Origin of the sequence: Staphylococcus delphini (assembly GCF_900636325.1) — a bacterium.
In the GTDB taxonomy this organism is placed as follows: domain Bacteria; phylum Bacillota; class Bacilli; order Staphylococcales; family Staphylococcaceae; genus Staphylococcus; species Staphylococcus delphini.
The window spans coordinates 804,002-826,802 of record NZ_LR134263.1 but is presented as its reverse complement, the minus strand read 5'-3'; the positions used below and the strand labels follow the sequence as shown (position 1 = coordinate 826,802).

The 22,801-nt window shown below is 38.1% G+C and carries 21 protein-coding genes and 1 riboswitch; of the genes, 5 read left to right on the top strand and 16 right to left on the bottom strand.

Features of this window, described 5'->3' with window-relative positions; genetic code table 11:
• Positions 1-784 precede the first annotated feature (784 nt).
• Positions 785-1,648 (bottom strand): GNAT family N-acetyltransferase, encoded by an 864-nt coding sequence (locus EL101_RS03680; RefSeq protein WP_096598012.1) that lies wholly within the window; start codon positions 1,646-1,648, stop codon positions 785-787.
• Between the two features lie 170 nt (positions 1,649-1,818).
• Here EL101_RS03680 and EL101_RS03675 point away from each other — a divergent pair, with 170 nt between their 5' ends.
• Positions 1,819-3,411, top strand: coding sequence for a BCCT family transporter (locus tag EL101_RS03675; protein WP_096598014.1), 1,593 nt, complete (start codon positions 1,819-1,821; stop codon positions 3,409-3,411).
• Positions 3,412-4,149: 738 nt separating this feature from the next.
• Here the strand turns inward: EL101_RS03675 and EL101_RS13455 are convergent.
• Positions 4,150-4,371 (bottom strand): VOC family protein, encoded by a 222-nt coding sequence (locus tag EL101_RS13455; protein ID WP_240622762.1) that lies wholly within the window; start codon positions 4,369-4,371, stop codon positions 4,150-4,152.
• 240 nt (positions 4,372-4,611) lie between these two features.
• On the opposite strand from EL101_RS13455, the gene coaW reads away from it, so the two are divergent.
• Positions 4,612-5,409 (top strand): type II pantothenate kinase, encoded by a 798-nt coding sequence (gene coaW / locus EL101_RS03665; protein WP_096598016.1) that lies wholly within the window; start codon positions 4,612-4,614, stop codon positions 5,407-5,409.
• Positions 5,410-5,808: 399 nt separating this feature from the next.
• Here the strand turns inward: coaW and EL101_RS03660 are convergent, their stop codons facing one another.
• From EL101_RS03660 to EL101_RS03650, 3 genes are all read right to left on the bottom strand, one after another.
• Positions 5,809-6,480, bottom strand: a complete 672-nt coding sequence (locus EL101_RS03660) for a DUF2750 domain-containing protein (RefSeq protein WP_096598018.1) — start codon at positions 6,478-6,480, stop codon at positions 5,809-5,811.
• Between the two features lie 115 nt (positions 6,481-6,595).
• The gene (gene ldmS / locus EL101_RS03655) at positions 6,596-7,786 is read right to left on the bottom strand and encodes an L-aspartate--L-methionine ligase LdmS (protein WP_096598020.1); all 1,191 of its coding nucleotides are present in this window, start codon (positions 7,784-7,786) and stop codon (positions 6,596-6,598) included.
• Between the two features lie 4 nt (positions 7,787-7,790).
• The gene (locus tag EL101_RS03650) at positions 7,791-8,909 is read right to left on the bottom strand and encodes a M20 family metallopeptidase (protein ID WP_096598063.1); all 1,119 of its coding nucleotides are present in this window, start codon (positions 8,907-8,909) and stop codon (positions 7,791-7,793) included.
• Positions 8,910-9,073: 164 nt separating this feature from the next.
• Positions 9,074-9,179, bottom strand: a riboswitch (SAM riboswitch).
• Positions 9,180-9,475: 296 nt separating this feature from the next.
• Between EL101_RS03650 and EL101_RS03645 the strand changes: the two genes are divergently transcribed.
• Entirely contained in the window at positions 9,476-9,946 is a 471-nt protein-coding gene (locus tag EL101_RS03645; RefSeq protein WP_096598022.1) for an S-ribosylhomocysteine lyase, read from the top strand.
• Positions 9,947-10,006: 60 nt separating this feature from the next.
• Here the strand turns inward: EL101_RS03645 and EL101_RS03640 are convergent, their stop codons facing one another.
• Together EL101_RS03640 and EL101_RS03635 are read right to left on the bottom strand one after the other, a co-directional pair.
• Positions 10,007-10,360: a DoxX family protein gene (locus tag EL101_RS03640; RefSeq protein ID WP_096598024.1), complete on the bottom strand. Its 354-nt coding sequence runs from the start codon at positions 10,358-10,360 to the stop codon at positions 10,007-10,009.
• Positions 10,361-10,371: 11 nt separating this feature from the next.
• Complete coding sequence (locus tag EL101_RS03635) at positions 10,372-11,673, bottom strand: pyrimidine-nucleoside phosphorylase (RefSeq protein WP_019169564.1); 1,302 nt, start codon at positions 11,671-11,673, stop codon at positions 10,372-10,374.
• A 216-nt stretch (positions 11,674-11,889) separates the two neighbouring features.
• On the opposite strand from EL101_RS03635, the gene deoD reads away from it, so the two are divergent.
• Positions 11,890-12,600, top strand: a complete 711-nt coding sequence (gene deoD, locus EL101_RS03630; RefSeq protein WP_019165775.1) for a purine-nucleoside phosphorylase — start codon at positions 11,890-11,892, stop codon at positions 12,598-12,600.
• Positions 12,601-12,838: 238 nt separating this feature from the next.
• On the opposite strand, the gene EL101_RS03625 is transcribed toward deoD, so the two are convergent.
• The 6 genes from EL101_RS03625 to EL101_RS03600 form a co-directional block, all read right to left on the bottom strand.
• Positions 12,839-13,243 carry a thiol-disulfide oxidoreductase DCC family protein gene (locus EL101_RS03625; protein WP_096598026.1) on the bottom strand — a complete coding sequence of 135 codons (405 nt, stop codon included), beginning with the start codon at positions 13,241-13,243 and terminating at the stop codon, positions 12,839-12,841.
• A gap of 63 nt (positions 13,244-13,306) precedes the next feature.
• Positions 13,307-14,737, bottom strand: coding sequence for a Na+/H+ antiporter NhaC (gene nhaC, locus EL101_RS03620; protein WP_096598028.1), 1,431 nt, complete (start codon positions 14,735-14,737; stop codon positions 13,307-13,309).
• 469 nt (positions 14,738-15,206) lie between these two features.
• Positions 15,207-16,571: an EVE domain-containing protein gene (locus EL101_RS03615; RefSeq protein WP_096598030.1), complete on the bottom strand. Its 1,365-nt coding sequence runs from the start codon at positions 16,569-16,571 to the stop codon at positions 15,207-15,209.
• A gap of 76 nt (positions 16,572-16,647) precedes the next feature.
• Positions 16,648-16,884: a hypothetical protein gene (locus tag EL101_RS03610; protein ID WP_019165770.1), complete on the bottom strand. Its 237-nt coding sequence runs from the start codon at positions 16,882-16,884 to the stop codon at positions 16,648-16,650.
• Between the two features lie 16 nt (positions 16,885-16,900).
• Positions 16,901-17,839: a mannose-6-phosphate isomerase, class I gene (gene manA, locus EL101_RS03605; RefSeq protein ID WP_096543080.1), complete on the bottom strand. Its 939-nt coding sequence runs from the start codon at positions 17,837-17,839 to the stop codon at positions 16,901-16,903.
• 406 nt (positions 17,840-18,245) lie between these two features.
• On the bottom strand, positions 18,246-18,950 hold the full coding sequence (locus tag EL101_RS03600; RefSeq protein WP_096598032.1) for a FadR/GntR family transcriptional regulator: 705 nt from the start codon (positions 18,948-18,950) through the stop codon (positions 18,246-18,248).
• A gap of 185 nt (positions 18,951-19,135) precedes the next feature.
• Here EL101_RS03600 and EL101_RS03595 point away from each other — a divergent pair, with 185 nt between their 5' ends.
• Positions 19,136-20,041: a lytic transglycosylase gene (locus EL101_RS03595; protein WP_096598034.1), complete on the top strand. Its 906-nt coding sequence runs from the start codon at positions 19,136-19,138 to the stop codon at positions 20,039-20,041.
• 478 nt (positions 20,042-20,519) lie between these two features.
• Here EL101_RS03595 and EL101_RS03590 read toward each other — a convergent pair whose 3' ends face one another.
• From EL101_RS03590 to EL101_RS03580, 3 genes are all read right to left on the bottom strand, one after another.
• Positions 20,520-21,374, bottom strand: a complete 855-nt coding sequence (locus tag EL101_RS03590) for an HAD family hydrolase (protein ID WP_096598036.1) — start codon at positions 21,372-21,374, stop codon at positions 20,520-20,522.
• A 74-nt stretch (positions 21,375-21,448) separates the two neighbouring features.
• Positions 21,449-22,228, bottom strand: a complete 780-nt coding sequence (locus EL101_RS03585) for an ABC transporter ATP-binding protein (RefSeq protein ID WP_096598038.1) — start codon at positions 22,226-22,228, stop codon at positions 21,449-21,451.
• Between the two features lie 111 nt (positions 22,229-22,339).
• The gene (locus EL101_RS03580) at positions 22,340-22,603 is read right to left on the bottom strand and encodes a hypothetical protein (protein WP_096598040.1); all 264 of its coding nucleotides are present in this window, start codon (positions 22,601-22,603) and stop codon (positions 22,340-22,342) included.
• Between the last annotated feature and the right edge of the window lie 198 nt (positions 22,604-22,801).

The window sequence follows — 22,801 nt, the reverse complement described above, 5'->3', positions numbered from 1 at the left end:
GTTGCGCTACATTCGTAGGGTTTGGGACATAGAAAATTTCAAGCCTCAATCCATTCAAAGATTTATGCTTCATTAATGACTTTAAAGCAGTCGGAAAAATGAGAGTAAATGGAGACAAAATTGATGCTATTGTTTTCTTGGTTCCATAAACTTGCCCTCGTTTTTTCTGTATTTAATATAAGATTGCCCAGAAGGCTGAGACTCCTGAGGGAATGCGTGCATATTGCTGACAGTCGCTTCTTTACTTTAATAGTGGTTGCTGTTTATCGCAGTAGCTGTCTGACTTCTCAACGTATACACTTTTGAGAAGTCTAGTCAGCCTTGCGGGGGCAGTACGACGAAATCTTTGTTACACATGAGATTTCTGTACTGCTCCCAAAATCCACAATGAATGGGTGCGCTGGGAATCAATAAACGGTGTTCCAAAAGCAGGATTTTCGACAGAACTCCCGCGATTTCGGCAAAATTTGGAAATCAATTTTGCTCATCGCTCGGTTCTGCTCAAATCCTAAGCGCTTTTGTCACAACCTCCCCTCAGTCCCTAGGAAAGCGAAGCCATGATGGCAATCAAAAAGCATAAACCTTAAAAATAGGGCAAGTTTAACAAAAATACTGCATCAATAGCATCAAAAATTTTTGTCTCCCATCCCTTATTAAACATCGACTTTAACAAAATTAAATTATAAATCACTACTGATGATTTCGCAATGTTTTCAGCGAGATTTTTCGAAGTCATATGAAATGATTTGAGGATTGGCAGGTGTATGAATGATGATACACACCACTAATAATTAATATATTTTTCTAACGTGACATAATCATCCGTTGTCAATGTCTCCACAAAATTACTTTTCACAAACAGCGGTGTCAGTTGATGATTAGGTCCAAACAATGTGACTTCAATTACTTTAATATCATGATTTTCTTTGCGTACATATGTCGCCAATTGACGCAGTGCATTTTGCGCAATGCCCGTATCTCTATGTGCATCATCGACGTAAAGTGCGCGAATAATCAGTCGTTCATTAAATGCTTCAATCGCTAAAAATCCTACCTTTTGTTCGTCTAAAATGAAGTTAACAATTTCAATCGGTCCTGCTTTCGAATCCTCGCTTTTGATGAGTTTTAATGAGGATACATATTTATGGTCCAAATCGAGGTAATAAAGACGCTCTTTGCCGATAGGTCCCTCTTCTTTCGTTGCCGTATGCATAAAGCCCGCACGTTCATACACATTCCAAGCCGCTTCATTTTCTGCATCCACGACTAAATACAAATGATTAAAATCCGGAAAAATCATTTGCACATATTCTGGTAAAGTCATCATAATTTTCGTGCCGTAGCCATTCCCTTGATACGCTTCATTAATGGATAACGAACGGATGTACACCACTTCATATGGCGTGTCATAGCCCTCGTGTTGATAATGTTGATGTAATACGAAAAAACCAATCACTTCATCTTGGTCATTCAGTACGATATTCGCGACTCTGTTGTCATCATTTAATGCATCATCTAAAACTTCTTTGGGTAATGAAGAATAGATGCGTTGTCGTTCATTTAATTCGAATTGATATAACGCATCACGGTATTGCTTATCATATAATTGTATAGTAATATCATCAAAGCGTTTACTTTTTGTTGTCATTATTTTGACCATCCCTTTATTTTTTATTCTCCATATATAATGTTGACATAATTAAAGGGGTTCAAACAATTATTTATAGAGATAATTTAGAACTTTTATCATTAGCGACCTCATTGTTATCTTCAACTCTTATTATCTCTCAATTTCGTGGCATTAAGAAAGGGGTTCACATGAACAAACACAACAATTTAAAGAAAAAGAATCGCAATATTGTTTACACCGTTTCGTTCAGTATTATTTTAATTCTCACTTTATTAGCAGCCATCTTTCCTAAAACATTTGGCGCATATGCCCAAAATACATATGATGCGTTAGCTTTAAACTTTGGCTGGCTCTTTTTAATTATCGTTTTTGTACTCGATATTTTCTTAATTTTCTTAGCACTTTCGAGATATGGCCGATTTAAATTAGGCCGCGATGATGAAGAACCAGAATTTTCATTTATGTCCTGGATCGGTATGCTTTTTTCGGCTGGTTTAGGTGTCGGCATTGTCTTTTGGGGCGTGGCTGAACCGTTAACCCATTACTTGCATTCACCGTTTCCAAAATCGGTCGACGGTCAATCGGTAGAATCTGCACGACTTGCGATGGGTTATACTTTTTTCCATTGGGGGATTTCGCAATGGTCGATTTTCGCGATGAGTGGTTTGATCGTTGCCTATTTCCAATTCCGAAAAAATCGTGATGGTCTGATTTCTACTGCAATGGAACCTGTTTTTGGTGAGACGTATCGACGTCCATTTCGTAACGTCATTGATATTTTGGCTATTATTGCGACGGTCATGGGGATTGCGACTTCAATCGGTCTCGGGATTTTACAAATTGCAGGTGGTTTGAACCATGTCTTTAAAGTTCCGAACACGTCGCTCACATTAATTTTAATTACGTTACTGATGACACTCATTTTCCTCGGTTCTGCATTAACAGGGATCAATCGCGGCGTGAAGTGGCTGAGTAACTTAAATATTATTATTGGTGCATTGTTATTGTTGTTTATTTATATTTTCGGGGATTTACGTTTTATCGTCGAAACATTCACCGTTTCAATCGGGGACTATTTGACACATTTCATACAGTATAGTTTACGTATGGATCCTTATACGGGTGACAATTCATGGATTCAAAAATGGACCGTCTTCTACTGGGCATGGGTGATTTCGTGGTCGCCATTTATAGGTGGTTTCGTCGCTCGTGTCTCAAGAGGACGAACGATTCGCGAATTTATCGTCGGCGTCTTAATTATTCCACCTTGTATTTCATTTTTATGGATTTCAGGGTTTGGTGGCACTGCGATTAATTGGGCATTGCATCATCAAGATGGAATTGAAAAAATTGTCGATCAAGATTATACGGTGGCGCTATTTGAATTATTAAGTAAGTTTCCGTTATACGAATTGACAAGTGCATTAGCCATTATTTTAATTTTTACTTTTATCGTGACGAGTGCGGACTCAACCACACATATTGTCTCAGGTATGGCGACTGGTGGCGTTGAAAATCCGAAGCGTAAACATAAAATGGTATGGGGGATTTTAATTGGTGCTATTTCTGTTGCATTAACTGTTGCTGGAGGTCTGACAAGTTTACAAACCGCATCAGTCGTAACAGGATTGCCATTTTCGATTATTTTGTTATTGATGATTTTTTCATTGATGAATGCGTTGAGACGTGAGCATACGAAGCATTTTAAAATGACGCATATTGATGATGAAAAAGACTTTTCTCGTACCATTGAAGAACGTGAGCGCGATAATGAGATGTGATAGGCGAACTTATTCACACCGCAGCATTTCAACATTAGTAAAGGGGATAACACATAAAAATTTCAAGTCTCAATCCATTCATATATTTTTGACTGATTAAATGATTTTAAAGTAGTTGGAAAATGAGGATGAATGGATCAAACATTGATGCTATTGATTTATTGATTTCATAAACTTGCCCTCAGTTTCGCTGTGTTTAATATAAGATTGCCCAGAAGGCTGAGACTCCTGAGGGGATGCGTGCGTACCGCTGACAGTCGCTTCTTTACTTTAATAGTGGTTGCTGTTTATCGCAGTAGCTGTCTGACTTCTCAATGTTTGCACTTTTGAGAAGTCTAGTCAGCCTTGCGGGGGCAGTACGACAAAATCTTTATTTCATATGAGATTTCTGTACTGCTCCCAAAATCCACAATGAATGGGTGCGCTGGGAATCAATAAACGGTGTTCCAAAAGCAGGATTTTCGACAGAACTCCCGCGATTTCGGCAAAATTTGGAAATCAATTTTGCTCATCGCTCTGTTCTGCTCAAATCCTAAGCGCTTTTGTCACAACCTCCCCTCAGCCCCTAGAAAGCGAAGCCATGAAGGCAATCTAAAGCCACAAATCATAGGGAGGGCAAGTTTAACAAAAATATTGCATCAATAGCATCAAAAATTTTAAAGCCCCATCCCTTGGTATACACAACAAAATATAGTAAAGGAGCTGAGGAAACTTAATGTCCTAGCTCCTTTTTTATCTTTATTCAAAATAATTCATGAGCCTGTTGATGCCGTAGCGATCGGTAACTTGACCGTGTATGGCACCGAAAAATGTTTTTTGAAGCGGCATATGAGGACCCCCTGCTTCACTTAACGCCTCATAAATCCGTTGTTGTTCCGCTAATTGATCAAAAGTTAAAATTAAATGGTAGCCTTGCCGTTCAATCGGTTTCCCATAATTTGAAGATAAATGTAATGTCATGCCCGCTGTCATTTCTAACTCTGCATGAAAAGCAGTTTTCCCTCATGCTCATTTAAACGTTTCAGCGCCCTACCAAATGTCTTCTGATAAAATTGTGCCGCTTCTTCCACATCACTAACAATGATATATGGACTTAATTGCATCGTTCACACCTTCATTTCTTAACAAATTTAGTCTTGTAATTTCGTCATTATCATATAGTATATATTGGTGATAAACAATTATTTTGAGGTGACAGATATGCGAATAGGTATCGATGCAGGTGGGACGTTAATCAAAGTTGTGATTGAACAAGACGGTGAGCGTAGTTTTAAAACTTATCCCACGACATCACTTGAAACTGTAGCAAACTGGTTGAATCAACAAGCGTGCGAAGATATTCATATGACAGGGGGCAATGCGAAAGTTTTAAGTGAATTACTCGATTGCGAACCACAACTTTTCATTGAATTCGATGCAGCTGCAAAGGGCGTACAAATCTTACTAGAAGAACAAAATATTCATATTCAGCAATATATTTTCACGAATGTCGGTACTGGGACATCCCTTCATTTGTCTGACAATGAGGGACAAAAACGTGTCGGTGGCATCGGTACAGGCGGTGGCATGATTCAAGGCCTCGGTTATTTATTAACGGGTATTACAGATTATCAAAAATTAACTGAGATGGCGCAACAAGGTGATCGTGAAATTATTGATTTAAAAGTTAAACATATTTATAAAAATGATACGCCTCCGATTTCTGGAGAACTGACAGCGGCAAACTTCGGCCATGTGTTGCTTAATATGGACAAAACATTTACGAATGCTGACAAAATCGCTTCTGTCATCGGGGTTGTCGGCGAAAGTGTGACAACTGTATCGATTCATGTGGCGAGAGAACATCAAGTGGAAGACGTGGTATATATTGGGTCGTCATTCCAAGATAATCCATTGCTTCAAAAGGTAGTGACGGATTATACGATTTTAAGAGGATTTAAGCCGCATTATTTACAAAATGGTGCCTTTTCAGGTGCATTAGGGTCGCTATATTTATAAAAGCATACTCAATCTTAATATACACATCGTACTTAAATAGATTTTAAATAGTTAAAAAGCTAGGCGGAATGGAGACGTACCTAGCTTTTTCTTATGACGCCATATATTTTTAATCGTAGGCATGGGGGACAATCTTTAAAATGAAGATCATCCATTTTTTATGTTATCCATCTCAATTGGCTTTCTATTCAATGTTTTAAAAGTCACTATAAAGAAATGCAATCTCCCCTTTTAGTTATGCTTTTAATCATTTCATCCCACATCTTAATTAAAAAAGGCTGAGATATTGTCATCTCAGCCTCTCATCATGAAACGGTTTGCCATATGCCTTATACTTACATCTTTTAAGTGACAACTCCCAAAATCAGTTGTTTCGCGATGTAATGCGCATTATCACTTCTAAAACGTTAATTCATTGGCGAGTTTTTGCGCTGAGACGATGGTACCGACTACGCCTGGTTTTACATCAATTGCGACATAACGATTGTCATCACGCAACTCATCCAACCAGTCCGCAAACACTTCGCCTTCTACATCAATCAATTCAAACGTTTCGAAATCTTCTTCCGCTACTTTTTCAGCACGTTTACGCAAGCTCCAAACTGGCATAAAATGCGACTGATCAAAGTTGTCGTTTTCATCATAAACAATCATAAATTGATGGTCGTCTTTTTGACTCAAACCATAAACGGTATCTGTTTTCGCCACATCTTGCACAAATTCACGAATACGAATGTTGTCTAGATCTGTCATCAAATCATTTGTGGCTTCTACAATTTTAATTTCATGGCCTTCTGCATCATTCGTCACGTTGACCAATGCTTCATCTTCTTCATCAAACATTTCGTCTAATTCATAAGTCGCAAAACGGTCAATATCCATTGTTTTAATTTTGTCGTATTCAATATTCAAATTTTCTAAATACGCTTTGGCTAACGATTCACGTGTCCAAAAGCAAAATAACAATTTGTCATTATAACGGTGCTTAATCATTTTTTTATCTTTGACTGCTATAAAAAATTGTTCGTTTGTAAGTATATCTTTATAAAAACGCTCATTCTTGTATGACATGACTCTGCTCCTTTTCCAATCAAAATCACTGACAAATATAAACGAGACATCGCTATTCGTCAAATTTCGATGGTATGTTCTCTTTCAACTATAACATACCTCAGTGGATCGTGTTTTATAAGCCTGCACGCGCTATAAATTGTTTTTCATACGCCTCGATTTGTTCTGGACTGTCGGCATGCCAAATACACCCAAATCTTGAATTGACGTGTTCCGATTCATACCAATCCCCATCATAGTAGGACAGTGGATAAAGGACGCCTTGTTCCACGAAATGACGGACCGCCTCGAAAAAGCGCTCGTTGTCACCGTTCGCAAAATAACTGTAAAATTTGTGATGCGGCCCTGTGAGTGTATCTTTGAGCAACAACATGCTTGTCGATCCGTTTTGTCTAAAATTCAAATCAATGGCATACACATCGCCCTGTTGATCGACGAGTAAATCAAAGCCTGCAATGCCGATAAATCCTTTTTTCACAGCGATGTCCATAAATTCATAACCCGCTTGGATCACTTGTTCTGGTACATCGATCGCATTAATGTTGCCGTTATAAAAGCCATATGCATTCGTCAATTGCTTGGCAGAACCTAAGTACACGATACCGTCTTCGGGGTGCCACGCAAATTGGACACAATAGTTATCGACAGCTTCGATACATTGTTCGATGATTAACGTGTCTGTCGCTGCTTCTGCTTGTTCAACACGTGCGATGGCTTTCTCCAAATCTTCCTCGTTATAACAAATCATGACGCCGTACCCCCCTGCTGTCGGCAAGTCGTCTCCTGGTTTAATAACGAGTGGCAATTCCCATTGTCGGACTGCTGTTTTGAAATCTTGAAATGCGACAATTTCACGCTCAGGTATATATTGGCCACCTGTCCATTTCGGAATGAATGACTTATTGTTTAAGTCTTTGAATAACTGTTTGTCCATCGCATAGTGCTTCGCGTCAACAATATTATCTCCATGGACATATTGGAAATAAATTAAACGTGATTGCTCTTCTGTCAGTTGTTTTAATGTGTATTCATAGCTTTCTTGGTCGTGAAACGTAATGACATTTTCTGGAATGTCTCGCCCTATGAGTTGGAATAACTGTTGTAATTTGTCAGTGACACTCGCTTCGTGCACGATGACTGGCAATTGTGCAATTAGTAATTCACGCCCTGTTAAAAAGTTGGATTGATGTTCATCTGGTGCGAGCCAAGGATTCGAAACATATGAGGGTCTAGACGTGTAAACGATGTTCGTGTCATAAATTTCTCCCATGGTTAATTGACTTCGATATTGAATATTGTGTACCATTTTGTCATTTCTCCCTTTTATGTTGATGCTCCTTTTGTATCTCTGCTAATAACGTTTGATCTTGTATTAATTTAGCCCCCATTAATGCGATCATTTTCGCGCCTTTAATGAGTGCTTCATCCCCCATTGGACTAGCGGCTGCTTCACGAAAACGGTGGGTATGACCGACTAAACTTCTTGGTCCAATTTTGACGTGTGGATGAATCGTTGGCACGACATGACTGACATTCCCCGTATCAGTCGAACCGTAACCAAAATCATCATGACTGACTTCTTCACCGAGTTCCGTGGCATAATGCTCAAATAATTGATCTAGCAACGGTGATTTAATGAATTCATTCACGCCATTTTGAATCGGTTCAAATTCAAAATCACATCCTGTTTGTATCGCCGCACCACGCGCAATATCATGCACTCTTGAAGTGAGGACATCTAAGTCTTTTCTTGTCGTAGCACGTGTGTAAAAGCGCGCATGCGTAAAGTCAGGAATAATGTTCGCTGCTTGACCGCCATCTAAAATGACCCCATGCACACGTTCAGTCTTTTTAATGTGTTGACGGAGTTGTGCGACCCCATTAAAATAGCTCAACATCGCATCTAAAGCGTTGCGTGCTTCTTCAGCATTTTCTGAAGCGTGCGCACTTTGGCCGTAAAATTTAATATCTAGTACGTCTACAGCAAGTGTTGGAATGGTCGGATACGTTTCATTACCCGGATGGATCATTAAAGCAATATCGACGTCATCAAAGAGCCCTTCTCGTACGTATGATGCCTTCGCACTCCCATTTTCGCCACCTTCTTCTGCCGGACAACCGAATAGAATGACTTTACCGCCAATGTCATCTACCACTTGTTTTAATGCAACCGCTGCTAACATACTTGATGTGCCAATAATATTATGACCGCACGCATGCCCTAAACCTGGCAATGCATCATATTCAGCGAGATAACTAATAGTCGGTCCCTCAATTTCCGAATCATATGTCGCAATAAAGCCTGTAGAATGTCCTGCAATGTCGCGCTCAATCTCAAAATGATGTTCCTTCAAATTTTCAATCAGCAAACGTGATGCAAAAATTTCTTCGTTACCGAGTTCCGGACGTCCGTGAATTTGATGACTCATATCTATATAAGCCCATCTATGTTGATCGATATAATCTAAAATACGTTGCTCTACCGTTGTCACCGTGTTACTCCTCCTTAAACAAAAAATGTTATCCCCATTTACATCCAACACAAACATTGATAAGTGTGACTGATGTATATATGTGATAACACCTCTGCCTTCATTTATCTTTCAGCATTTACACTGTTGGAATTCGCACCTTTATCGCCGTACGATGAGGTTGCTGGGTTTCATCGGGCCAATTCCCTCCACCACTCTTGATAAATATTGATTCAATTTTGTAATTATTTTAACGAATTTTCTGCACTTTGTCATGTTATTTTTAACACTCTTCAAAATTTTCATACTATATTTCACCCTTTTTGCATCACATTTTCATTTCGAGACGCCTTTATGCTGTGTCACAAAAAAATTTTTTAAAGCCTTAATCCCTATTAAACGACTCGTAATAATAGGTTTAAAGCTCCTTTCCCTATTATATCGGCATGTGAACACTTTGTCGTCCCCTTTCATCTTGATTGGAATATGTTAAAATGGATTTAAACATGAAGGAGGTCATACCAATGCCAAAAATGAACGTTGAAAGTTTTAACTTAGATCATACGAAAGTGGTCGCGCCATATATTCGTCTTGCGGGTAAAATTCAAGGGCTCAATGGAGATGACATTTACAAATATGATATTCGCTTCAAACAACCGAACAAAGAACATATGGAAATGCCTGGACTCCATTCTTTAGAACATTTAATGGCTGAAAATATTCGTAACCATTCAGACAAGGTTGTCGATTTAAGTCCAATGGGATGCCAAACAGGGTTCTACGTCTCTTTCATTAACCATACCGATTATGATGATGTGTTAAACATTGTCGAACAAACGTTACAAGATGTTTTAGCCGCTGAAGAAGTCCCTGCGTGCAATGAAGTTCAATGCGGTTGGGCTGCTTCACACTCATTAGAAGGTGCAAAAGAAATCGCCCAAGTCTTTTTAGATCAACGTGACCAATGGCATGACGTCTTTGGTACAGGTAAATAAGCATTCAAAAAACCGAGCAACGACACGACTTTCACTGTGTGGTTCCTCGGTTTATTTTTACTATAATTTTTTAATGATATACATAAGTACAAATTGCATTGGGAGACGTCCATATCTCACAGTATCCGATAATGGTTTGTCACCTAACGGCAATTTTTTACGTGCCATATAAATGTTGGCTGGAAAAACGGCGAGTAAAAATGCATTAATCCAATTTTTCAATGCGTCTGACGGGCGTCGTAACACTAACAACGCACCGATCACAATTTCGCAAACGCCTGTCACAAGTACAGCTGTTTTACGTAAAGGTAAATACGCTGGCACAATATTTCTAAATTGGCGCTCTTTCGTAAAATGCAAGACACCAATGGCCATAAATTCGAGACCTAATACGATTCTACCTAATTGTTTCATCCTATCATCCTTTATTCAGTAATGATTGTATGAATAAGCTGTGGTTGTTCTGCGTGGTCTGAAATCGTAATGTTATCATACAATTTTTGTTTAACTTGTTCTACATCTTCACTATTCGCATAAATCGTCAATAATGATTCGCCTTCTTCAACACGATCACCGACTTTTTTGTTCAATACAAGACCTACCGCTAAGTCAATGACATCTTCTTTTGTTTGACGACCTGCACCTAACATCATGGAAGCAATACCGATTTCATTGGCAATCATTTCTGAAACAACACCGCTACGTTTGGCCGGTAATTCAAATTGATATTGTGCTGTTGGTAATTTTGATGGATCATCGACAACAGATGCGTCTCCACCTTGGTTGCTTAAGAACGTTTTGAATTTTTCAAGTGCCTTACCGTTATCAATCACTTCTTGTAACATACCACGTGCTTCATCTAAATCTTTCGCTTTTTGAGCAAGTACGACCATTTGAGAACCTAAAGTTAAGACAAGTTCTGTTAAATCTTCAGGCCCTTCACCTTTCAACGTATCGATCGCTTCTTGTAATTCGAGCGCGTTACCAATCGCACGACCGAGTGGCTGGCTCATATCAGAAATAATCGCCATCGTTTGACGTCCAACTTGGTTACCAATTTTAACCATGGCATGTGCCAATTGTTCAGCATCTTCAACCGTTTTCATAAATGCGCCGTTACCTGTTTTAACGTCTAATACGATCGCGTCAGCACCGGCAGCAATTTTTTTACTCATAATGGATGACGCAATTAATGGAATAGAGTTCACTGTCGCTGTGACGTCACGAAGCGCATAAATCTTTTTGTCTGCTGGTGTTAAATTACCTGTTTGACCGATAACCGCTACTTTATCTTCATTCACTAACTTTACGAACTCTTCTTCTGAAATTTCAACGTGGAAGCCTTCTACTGATTCTAATTTATCAATCGTGCCACCCGTATGACCTAACCCACGACCGCTCATTTTCGCAACTGGCACATCTAATGCGGCAACTAATGGCGCAAGAACAAGTGTCGTTGTATCACCTACACCACCTGTTGAGTGCTTGTCGACTTTAATCCCTTCAATGTTAGAAAGGTCGATTTGGTCACCTGATTCCACCATTGCCATCGTTAAGTATGCACGTTCTTCATCAGTCATATCTTGGAAAAAAATTGCCATTGCTAAACTAGACATTTGATAATCAGGAATGTCATCATTTGTATAACCATTGACAACAAATTCAATTTCTTCTTTCGTTAATGCATGTCCATCCCTTTTTTTAGCAATAATATCCACCATTCTCATGGCTATTCCCTCTTTTCTATATCATTTTATAGTTACCATATTGTTGTATACGCTTTTATTATATACGAATGACTCCGATTGGTGAAACGAAAGCATTCCTCATGATTTGTCAATGCATCAACTTTTATTCATGCATTCCCTTCAAAACTTCGTCGACATTTAACGATACATCTGTTATCTTTAAAGTGATAATAACGAATTAAGGAGATGTTTTAGATGACTCAAGGCACACCACACATTCAACCTAATGGTAAAAAAATTGCAAAAACAGTCTTAATGCCAGGTGATCCATTACGTGCAAAGTTTATTGCTGAAAACTTTTTAGAAAACGTTGAGCAATTTAACGACGTACGTAACATGTTTGGCTATACAGGTACATATAAAGGAAAAGAAATCTCTGTTATGGGATCAGGTATGGGGATTCCAAGTATCGGTATTTATTCATATGAGCTATACAATTTCTTTGATGTAGACACAATTATTCGTATCGGTTCTTGTGGCGCAATGCAAGAAGATATTCAACTTTACGATATTATTATTGGTCAAGGTGCATCAACCAACTCAGATTACGTTGATCAATTCCAAATTCCAGGTCACTTCTCACCACTCGCTGACTTTGATTTAGTTGTGAAAGCGAAAGAAAAAGCAGATGAAATTGGTGCGCGTGCCCACGTAGGTAACATTTTATCTTCTGACACATTCTACAATGCGAACCCAGACTTCAACCAAAAATGGATTGAAATGGGCATTTTAGGTGTTGAAATGGAATCTGCAGGTTTATATTTAAATGCGACTAAAGCAGGTAAAAAAGCATTAGGTATTTTCACAGTAAGTGACCATTTACTTCGCGATGAAGCAACAACAGCAGAAGAGCGTCAAAATTCATTCACACAAATGATGGAAGTCGCATTAGAAATCGCTGAATAATGATGAAAAAAGCCACCTGACATAAACATGTAGGTGGTTTTTTTATGACTCAATTTTGTTTCAGACGTTTTTTTATCGACAAAAAGATGCATTCGTTTTATTAATTATAGATGACTATGATGTACTCACGCTTCGAGCTGATTATGAATCATTATTTTTGTAACAGACACCCCGTAAACAGAAATAAAAAAAGACCCGATAACCATGAAAGCCATTATCGGGGTTTTTACTAGTTTAGTTATTCTTTTGTAGGCACTTGGGTTTGTTTAAAAAAAGACTGTTCATAGGTATTGGCTTTGGCCCAAGTCGTTTTCCACATTTTATCACGGTTATCCGCAAACAATTGATAACCTAAATTACGCAACGGTTTTGGAACGAGCCACAGTAATGCAGCTAACCACTTATAACCATCTAACGTAAAAATCAATTTCGCAATCGCTGTAGATTGAAATGTGAGATGGTCCCCTTCTTGGAGTACCACACTATTATAATCCAACACTTCAGGGTGCGCTTTTTTCAACGCCTCCCCTGCTGTGCTTTTTAACGGCACAAACTGATAACTTCTAGAAAGTCCATGACGTATTAACCAAATGGCATAATTATAACAATAAATACAACGATCATCGTAATAAACGATTGGCATATCATCACCTCTTTCTAGTTATTATACCCGTTTTTCATTTCATATATCATTTTCAGTGTTTGCTTAATTTGTTGCTTCTTGTTGTTGATAATACGTTTTTTCAGCTGGTGACAATTTAATAATTTTAAAACCTGTAAAGCCGTAAATAATCGAAATAATTGGCACAATAAAGTTCAATATCGCAAATGGTCCGTATTGACTGACAGAAACGCCTAATGTCGTAAAGATAAACACACCACACGTATTCCAAGGGACAAATACAGATGTCAACGTTCCTCCATCTTCTAATGCACGTGACAAATTTTTAGGGTGGAGTCCTTTATCAATAAATGTTGAGACATACATCCGAGACGGCACGATGATAGAAATATATTGTTCAGAACAAGATAAGTTTGTCCCGACACATGAAATGATAACAGATGCAATCAATGAACCTGTATTTTTCGCAAACTTTAATACGACAGAAATCAGCGCTTTTAACATGCCAGAATATTCCAATAAGCCACCGAACGTCATCGCAACCAATGTCAGCGAAATCGTATAGAACATCGATTCGAGACCACCACGATTAAACAATTCGTCAATCGTTTGATTACCTGAATCGATTGTAAAGCCTGTCTGTAACACTTTTACCGCGTTAACGAGTGTATCGCCTTGTACAAAAATTTGGGTAAAGAATCCTAACACAATCCCTAAAACAATTGCTGGAATGGCTGGCACTTTGAATGCAACAGCAACAATGACAATGAGAGGTATTAACAACAACCACGGTGAAATGACAAATGCATCTTGAATACCGTTCATAATCGTATCAATTTTTTGTTGTTCTAAATGATCACTGCCATACATTTGTCCCATCACAAAGAAAATAATTAATGAAATCAACAAACCTGGAATTGTCGTATAAAACATGTGACGAATATGTTCAAATAAATCGACATTCGTTAATCCTGAGGCAAGGTTGGTCGTATCTGAAAGTGGGCTCATTTTATCACCAAAATATGAGCCCGATATTACTGCTCCTGCAACCATACCTGGTGACAAGCCCATACTCATACCGATACCCATTGATGCCACACCGACCGTTGCCATCGTAGACCAACTACTGCCGATTGCTAACGATACGATACCACAAATGACCACGACTACAGCTAAGAAATATGTAGGGGAAATCAATTTTAAACCGTAGTAAATCATTGCCGCAACGACACCACTGCCAATCCATGCCCCGATAATCAAACCAACGAGCATAATAATCACGACAGCGGGTAAAGCATGACGAATCCCTTTATACATCATTTCTTCAACTTCTTCCCAACGATAACCGTGCGCCATTGTAATGATAATCGCAACAGATGTTCCAATTAATAAAGGCAGGTGGGGCGGCTGTTGAAGCTTAACAACTGTGTATAGCATCGCACTAATCATAATCGCAAGTGTTAACAAAGCGTACCATACACTGATATCTTTTTTAACTTTGACTTTCTTTTCCATTTGAATCCCTCTCCCCTATGATTTATATTTATTCTTTATTGTGTATAAATATAATATGATAGGCACTAGGATGCTTCAATATCATTTTTCACTTTTCCTTAAAAATCATTATACACATTTTTCTGTTTTTATAGAAAGCGATTTCACGAAATGGTGTTAGAAAAATTACTCACGGTGAAATGACCATTCAGCATGAAATGATTATATTATTTTTTTATTAATTGGATGATGATGAGACATTTGGTACGATTAAAATATCAATGTGAAGGTGGAAATGTTATGGCTCGTCTAAAAAATATAGATTGGAAGTTGTATTTGGCGTTGTTATTTATTTTTGCGCCTTTGATTTTATTTACAGTATGTTACTTACTAGGCGGCTATAAAATTTTAGGTTAAAGCAACTTTTGTATGCCCTTAGTCTATAAAGATTAAAAAGACATTCAGCCTCTCAACCGAATGTCTTTTTTCACTAATGCTTCACTTGTACAATACGTGTATATTTCAAAAATTGAGCCGAATACTTCGCTTTCACTTCTTGTGGCGTTAAATACGTCACGCCTACAATGTGCCAATGCGGATTAAATCGATAAAATGAGTCTTTCTCCCTACTCCATTTCACCATAGTGCCATTTTTGTTATAACGTGGTAACGTCACTTCATGCCCTTCTAAGACATTAATGTACGTTTGAAAAATATCTGCATCGATACGTTCAAATTGATCAATGACTAAAAATTGACGATCCGTTTTAGGCATGAGCTCTGTAATAAAGCCTTCTCTATAGTACAATGCACCCGCATCATTAGGTAAATATCTGCCGTACAACATCTCTTCAGAAAAGTCAGGATGCCCCACTGTAATGACTGATGCGGCGTTGGCTTTTTCAACAAGCGTTTTAGCTGATGTTAACCCCTCTGCTTTATCGTGCGCTAATAATAAAATGAACGGTTTAATGTCATCGCCTAGTTGACCATCTTCTGTATGTGTCACGGCTTCAAATTGCCCTTTCAAGCCATCATTTTCACTCATTTCCATAATCGCATCGAATTGCGTTGGCGTCAGACTGGCAATAGCTTGTTTCGCATTTTCTTGTAAGAAGTACAGATTCTTCAGTTTCGGATGCTTGTTTAATGTCATCAAACTGACAGGCGGAATATCTTCTATGTAACGAATTTCAATCGCTGTGCTGTTCGTTCTACCCGCTTCTGGTGGTCTCGTATGAATATGATGTGCGACTTCTGCACGACCGATGACAGATTGATTAGAAAAACGGTTGTAAATGACAATCTGATCACCGACTTCTAATTGTGTGTAATGATGATAGCCATTTCTTTTAATCCCATTAATCGTGTGTGTATAGATCGTATACGTTTCATCGGGTTCAAAGTTTTCAGTTTCCGCCATAAAAAAGTATCGTGGAATAGAAATGTCACCGCTCCCTAGCCCTTTAATCAATTCAAATTCATCATAAGAAATCTTATTGAACAATGTTTCTTTCATATTGTTCATGCGAAATTCTAGCGGTTCACTTCTTTTCAAATAATCTGTCGTTAATGCTTTAAATGTTTCAACAAATTTGAACTCAACATGTATTTTATTTTGCGCCCCTGTTTGAACATTGGTAATCTCACCCCAACCGAGTAAACCGGCATCTGTTTGCACTTGGTAGAAGATGACTCTATCACCGACTTTGGCTTGTTTAAAAGCACGAAACCCTTGTGTTGGATTAAACTGTGCTCCTGATTCAAATACTGTTTTTTGTCCAACGAGTGGTTCATTGTGATTCCATCGATTATAACCACAATTCAGCCAAAAATAATTCGTTTCTGCTGTCATGGTAACAATGTATCTCCTTTTTAATTATTTTATCTCATTTATTATAAAAGTATTGTCAGCAAACAACAATGCTTTTTTATCCGTTCATGAGTTGAAATAGGCCAGCAACTACTGGAAATAAATTAATCATAATACCGCCGAGCTTTAACATCGGGCTAATGTCACTTTGAGGTAAAGTCCATAACGTCGCAATGATGCCTACCATTCCAATGATAATCGGAAAAATCAGAGACGGAAATAGCGGCGCTTGAAAGAAAATCGTTGCGCCTGCCACTATGCCACAAATCAATGCGATATACAGTCCAATTTTCATAACAATCTCCTATTCTTTAGACGTAACTCACCATCAGCGTAAAGTCACCTTCAAATACGTTATCTAAATCTTCTGCTGTTAAAATTAAATGGTTCCCTTTTTGAATATCATAAATTTCGCCATCAGAAATGAGTTGCCCTTGCCCTTCAAGCACAGAGACTAATACAAACTCTCGAGGCTTCATATAATTCAAAGTTCCACTAATTTCCCATTTCGCGACTGTAAAAAAGTGGTTTTGTACAAAAATCGTACATTTGTGATTTTCGATAACTTCCGTTTGTGGAATGACATTCGGACTTTCATCACCAATTTGAATAACATCCTTACATTTTTCAAGATGAAGTTCGCGCTTCTTGCCCTCTTGATCCACGCGATCATAATCATAAATGCGATAAGTCGTATCCGATGACTGTTGCGTCTCTAAAATCATAATGCCATCACCAATTCCATGCACCGTTCCAGCAGGTACAAAGAAAAAATCACCTTTATGTACAGGCACACGCTTAAACAAACGCTCAAATTCACGGCGCTCTAGCATCTCATTTAACGCTTCGTGCGAGTCTGCGTGTGTGCCATAAATAATTTCAGCACCTTGTTTGGCATCAAGAATATACCAACATTCCGTTTTGCCATATTCACCATTTTCATGTTCGTAGGCATACGTATCATCTGGATGCACTTGGACAGATAACTTTTCTGTCGCATCTAATATTTTTGTTAATAATGGAAATTTCTTTGTCGGAAATTCACCGAACAATTTCGGTTGATTTTCCCACACCTCATCTAATGTCTGTCCTTTAAAAGGGCCATTTAAAATGCGATTCGCACCATGTGGATGAGCTGAAATTCCCCATACTTCCCCGGTATGGTCACTCGGTAAATCATAACCAAATTGTGCGAGATTTGTTCCACCCCAAATTCTTTCTTGAAACACTGGTTCGAGTATTAATGGCATTGGGGATCACCTCTCATTCTTTCATAGTTTACTCATATTCATTATGTATGTTAGATATCATTTTTGGGCGTGACATAGAAATCTGATATACGTATAGATTTCATCGTGCCATCCCGACTTGGATAACTTAAATTGAAATCAGCTCAAATGTCAGCACGTTTTCAATTGAGCTATCACCGACTCCAGTAAAACATAAAAGGATTCTATTGCGCACCAGACAGTCAATGTCATGACGCAACAAAATAGCACATTAATCTATTGTCATTGTAACACATCTAAAATAAAAGCGCTTCAGATTTTAGAAAGTGTACAGTTTTCTAAAATCCAAAACACTTTACCGTTCATATCGGATATTTTATTTTCTATTATTTCGTTACGTTGATTTCATATCCACGCATCTTCATCTTTAATGCTCATTGACGATATAATTTTCCACGAGCGTTTGACGAATTTCAGCTAAGTGCGCCGTCATCAAGTTTGCAGATGCTTCACTGTCTTTATTTTTAATCGCTTCTAAAATGACACTATGCTCTTCCATTAATTTTTCCATCGTCTTTTGTCGACTATAAATATAAATGTGACGTGTCCCTTTCATCGTCTGTTGAATCAAGTCCGCGATATTATTCAACAACTCGTACAACAAATGATTATCCGATGCTTTCGCGATAGCTAGATGAAATTTCAAATCCGCTTCTTCTCCAGATTGATGGCGTTCAATAGCCTTGTTCATCTCATCTAAAGCTTCTTCCATCACTTGAATTTCTTCTTCTGTTCGTCTTGAAGCGGCCAATTTCGCCGTCGCAACTTCTACCACTTCACGCAATTCTAATATTTCACGCACCCTTTTTTGTGTAAGTGCTTGCGAGGTAAAATCAAACAGGAGTGGCTGTTTTTGCTTAACGAAAGTGCCATACCCATGTTTAATATCAATCAATCCGATGATACGCAATGCATTCAGTGCTTCACGTATCGACGCATTACTCACCCCATACTCTGCTGCCAACTTTTGAATTGAAGGTAAGCGGTCGCCCTCTTTTAACACGCCATCTTCAATTTGTTGGATCAAAATGTCTGCAATTTGCTCATATATTTTTTGATTTGAAATCTTCATTTACGCCTCCACAACCCTTCGATATTATTTTATCAAAAAAGTAGCGCTTTCACTTGAATATTGTGAGCATGCTTGACAATAATTTTACATTTTAAGCAAAAATTGAATCCATTTTTGCCCTTTTTTATTTTCAAACGATACCGATTTTTGATAATGTTGTGTATATGCGAAAGGAGTGCTCACAGTTGTTTACATTTACGAAACTATTTTGGCACAATACGCAAAATCAAAAACCTAAATTATTCGGAATTGCTTTGATTGGTTTTGCAATATTATTATTACTGACAATATTAGCCATGTCACCATACAATCTTTTATTACAAGTATGGCAAATGTCGATGTTGACAGGGCAACAAAATTTAACAACCTTGATTTTAATGATGGTTGGCGCAATACTTTTAACGATTTGTTTATTCGCAATGCTGATATTCCCATTTTTTGTCGGTGTCATTAGCGCCATTCATCACAGTATTTTAGATACGACAAAAGCACGCTGGAAAGATTTATTCCGTGCATTCAGAAGAGGCGTTTGGGGCAAAACCGTTATTCTTGGTATTTTAACATTGCTCTTTATCGTCGTTATGGCCATTATTTATGCTTTAGTGAATGCGGGGATGACATTTCTCATTCAACAGATTTTCAACTGGGTGAGTGGTACAGGACTCGGACAAGGCGTTTTACAATTCATCGTCAGCATCCTAATTGTACTGATTTCATTCGTATTAAGTATCGTCGTTTGGTTTGCAGGTCTTTTCATTACAAACATTGCAGTATCAGTGAATGAAGATGCCTCAAGAACGATCAAATCACACTTTAAAGAAGCGTGGTCTGGCTTTAAAAATGGTAATCGCACATTTTTCCGCTTCTTTATCAGTATTTTATTACTGAACTTAATCTTTATTATTTTAAATGAGCCGATTAATTTCTTAATTCAACAAAGTTTGGCACATATGTCGCAAAACTTGGCGTATTATTTAATGATGGTTTTAAACGTTGTCTTCTTATTGCTTCGTTATGTTGTTTATTTATTGATTATTGGTACGGCGGTTCAATATTTTGTGCGCCGCGGACGTAAAGAAGAACATGTTTAAAATTTAGCATATCATTGAAATATTAATAAAATTGCCCTCATTGATAACCATTTTGACTTTTATCATTGCTATCATAGGCTTGCTTTCCTAGGGGCTGGACCTATAACTAACCAACACTTTGATTTTAATGTTGCATTTGTTGAAGCGTTGGTGGATTTGCCGGTCCAGCTGATCCCTTAGGCGTCTCGCCTATTTTAGCAATGAGGTAACAAAGTCTGTAAATCAATGAGGGCATCCTTTTACAATAAAAAGTTGAAAGCATCAAAATTTTTGAATCTTGAACTTTTATATCATTACAAAAGTTTTGTCCTATGCATCACTGTGCTAAAACTTTTATGATGGATTCATTACACACAGTGAATTTTTGAAAGGGTCTGAGATGTTTTTGTATCTCGGGCTCTTTTTACGTAAAAAACCATCAAACGTTGTTGTGTTGTTGTCTGATGGTTTTTCATGTTTGGATTGTTTTTTGAGGTCATTATTTCAATAAATACTTTTTAAGAAATTGTGCTGCCCCGTCTGCATTGTTGTCGACATCTGTTTCATAATCTGTCATTGCTTTAATATGTGGTGCAGCGTTGGTCATCGCCACAGTTACAGCACCTTTTTCAAACATCGTCCGGTCGTTATCGCTATCTCCAATGACTAGCGTATCCGATATTGCGATATTGTAATGCGCGCACATTTCTTCAATACCTGTACCTTTATTGATGTGATATGCCATCGTTTCAACATTATTCGGTGTAGAATTCGACACTTCAATATGCCATGCTTCTGATTGTGCCATCATCTTTTCGCGAAATTGTTGAATATGTGCTAAATCAGGATGGAATAAATAAATTTTTGAATACCCTACCTCAGATGGCATATCAGCGCGCCACGTTAACTTGCCCTCAATCGCTTCATGTCGAGAAAGCCACTCACTTTGGTGCACAGCTTCTGGTTTGTCACCTTCAATCATTTTCAGCATCCACGCTTTGTCTTGTTCTAAAGCAAATCGCGGGTCACGAAATGGGAACACTTCATAATATATGCCGTCTTGTTGCGCAGCCGTGACAATGTTGTTCACCGCTTCAACACTTAAATCGTGTTCAAATAGCACCTCTTCCCCAATATGTCCTAACGTACCATTTGAGGAGATGATTCCATCAAAAGTCAAATTTTCAGGAATCAGCAAATGAATTTCTTCATACGCACGCCCTGTCGCCAAAAACACTTTATATCCTTGTTCACGCAATTGGTTCAAAATCTGTGCTGTTTCCTCAGAAGCTCTGTTGTTGCTACGGAGAATCGTGCCATCCATATCTAAAAAGATTGCCTTCACGTTTTGCATAGTTACTTTCCTTTCATTCATAAATTATATGTTCATTGTGTCACCAAAAAAGATATGACGCAACAATCAACTCACTAAACTTTCACAATTTGATATCGCCCATGATGTTGATACAATGCGACAGGCATATCAAAAAGTTGAGACAAGGCATGATGGGTTAAAACCGCTTCTATGCGCCCTTGATTCTGTATTGCTCCTTGCTTAAGTAAAAGTGCATGTGTAAAATCTTCGGTCACTTCTTCAATAAAGTGCGATACATAAATGACTGCCGTTTGTGGAAAATGTTGACGAATCTGTGATAACGTTGCCATCAACTGTTCTCGACCGACAAAATCTAAACCATTTGCTGGCTCATCTAAAATTAATAATGGCGGTTGGTTCATCAAAGCACGCGCTAATAACACACGTTGTTGCTCTCCTGTAGATAATAACCCGAAATATTGTGTTTCAAATGCCCGCATATTGAGTAATACCAACATCTCTCTCGCCAATACGACCTGTGCCTCAGTCGGTTGTTCATACAGTCCGATTGATTTGAAAATGCCACTTAACACAACATCTCGCACGATTTCACCTTCTGAAAAGCGATCTCTTAATGAACCTGACACATAACCGATATGTTCACGAACGTGGTGTGCCGAATAGCCGCGTTGACCCGGAACCATACCGAATAATTGAATCTCACCCGCTGTTAAAAAGTCATAAGCATTAATCACATTCAGTAAGGTCGTCTTACCCGCACCGTTTAAACCGTAAATTAACCAACATTCTCCCTCGTTCACTTGCCAATTAATGTCGGCTAATAGTGTTCGCCCACTTTTACGTTTCGCACCTTGTTGAATCGAAAATAACATGTGCCCACCCCCATATTGCATATTAGTTTTATCATAGCAAAGTTTGAGGATTGTACCAATAGTGTGGGGGAAAGTCGCTGAAAAAGGCCAGGAAACACTTCCCAGCCTTACTTAAAAAATAAAGAAGATAAATATTGAAAAAACAATCACGTTAAACGGCACCATTGTGAATAACATCTTTTTCGCTTTCCCTTTTAAAGCATGCGTTTTATTTAATGTCATTTCAACGACCACTGTGCTGAGCAAAATCACGAAAGTCATGAGTCCGTACAGCAACACATTTTGCGTATAAAAGTGAGTGAGCGGCAACGAAAAAAACACAAGCATCGTTGCGTAAACGAGTGAAAAATAATAGTTGTTAACGAATTGTGTCATCAAAAACACCTCTATCATTAGATTGATTCATGTTATCACTTATCATATACCCTCATATGTATCCATTAATTGAAGTTATTCAAATAATTAAATCTCTAAAAATATGATATTTTTCTCATATATCAAAAAAAGAGACCAGAAATTGAGTTTTCCTAGCCCCTTAAAAATCTATCAATACCGCTTACAAATTAATTGTAC

Bases quoted from the DNA above. Each gene is read 5' to 3' on its own strand.
- manA (WP_096543080.1), bottom strand. From the start codon at position 17,839: ATGCCATTAATACTCGAACCAGTGTTTCAAGAAAGAATTTGGGGTGGA.
- coaW (WP_096598016.1), top strand. From the start codon at position 4,612: ATGCGAATAGGTATCGATGCAGGTGGGACGTTAATCAAAGTTGTGATT.
- EL101_RS03580 (WP_096598040.1), bottom strand. From the start codon at position 22,603: ATGACACAATTCGTTAACAACTATTATTTTTCACTCGTTTACGCAACG.
- EL101_RS03585 (WP_096598038.1), bottom strand. From the start codon at position 22,228: ATGTTATTTTCGATTCAACAAGGTGCGAAACGTAAAAGTGGGCGAACA.
- EL101_RS03625 (WP_096598026.1), bottom strand. From the start codon at position 13,243: ATGCCAATCGTTTATTACGATGATCGTTGTATTTATTGTTATAATTAT.
- EL101_RS13455 (WP_240622762.1), bottom strand. From the start codon at position 4,371: ATGACATTACATTTATCTTCAAATTATGGGAAACCGATTGAACGGCAA.
- EL101_RS03640 (WP_096598024.1), bottom strand. From the start codon at position 10,360: ATGAAACAATTAGGTAGAATCGTATTAGGTCTCGAATTTATGGCCATT.
- EL101_RS03645 (WP_096598022.1), top strand. From the start codon at position 9,476: ATGCCAAAAATGAACGTTGAAAGTTTTAACTTAGATCATACGAAAGTG.
- EL101_RS03635 (WP_019169564.1), bottom strand. From the start codon at position 11,673: ATGAGAATGGTGGATATTATTGCTAAAAAAAGGGATGGACATGCATTA.
- EL101_RS03610 (WP_019165770.1), bottom strand. From the start codon at position 16,884: ATGAAAATTGGACTGTATATCGCATTGATTTGTGGCATAGTGGCAGGC.
- EL101_RS03600 (WP_096598032.1), bottom strand. From the start codon at position 18,950: ATGAAGATTTCAAATCAAAAAATATATGAGCAAATTGCAGACATTTTG.
- EL101_RS03590 (WP_096598036.1), bottom strand. From the start codon at position 21,374: ATGCAAAACGTGAAGGCAATCTTTTTAGATATGGATGGCACGATTCTC.
- nhaC (WP_096598028.1), bottom strand. From the start codon at position 14,737: ATGGAAAAGAAAGTCAAAGTTAAAAAAGATATCAGTGTATGGTACGCT.
- ldmS (WP_096598020.1), bottom strand. From the start codon at position 7,786: ATGGTACACAATATTCAATATCGAAGTCAATTAACCATGGGAGAAATT.
- EL101_RS03660 (WP_096598018.1), bottom strand. From the start codon at position 6,480: ATGTCATACAAGAATGAGCGTTTTTATAAAGATATACTTACAAACGAA.
- EL101_RS03675 (WP_096598014.1), top strand. From the start codon at position 1,819: ATGAACAAACACAACAATTTAAAGAAAAAGAATCGCAATATTGTTTAC.
- EL101_RS03615 (WP_096598030.1), bottom strand. From the start codon at position 16,571: ATGACAGCAGAAACGAATTATTTTTGGCTGAATTGTGGTTATAATCGA.
- EL101_RS03680 (WP_096598012.1), bottom strand. From the start codon at position 1,648: ATGACAACAAAAAGTAAACGCTTTGATGATATTACTATACAATTATAT.
- EL101_RS03650 (WP_096598063.1), bottom strand. From the start codon at position 8,909: ATGAGTCATCAAATTCACGGACGTCCGGAACTCGGTAACGAAGAAATT.
- deoD (WP_019165775.1), top strand. From the start codon at position 11,890: ATGACTCAAGGCACACCACACATTCAACCTAATGGTAAAAAAATTGCA.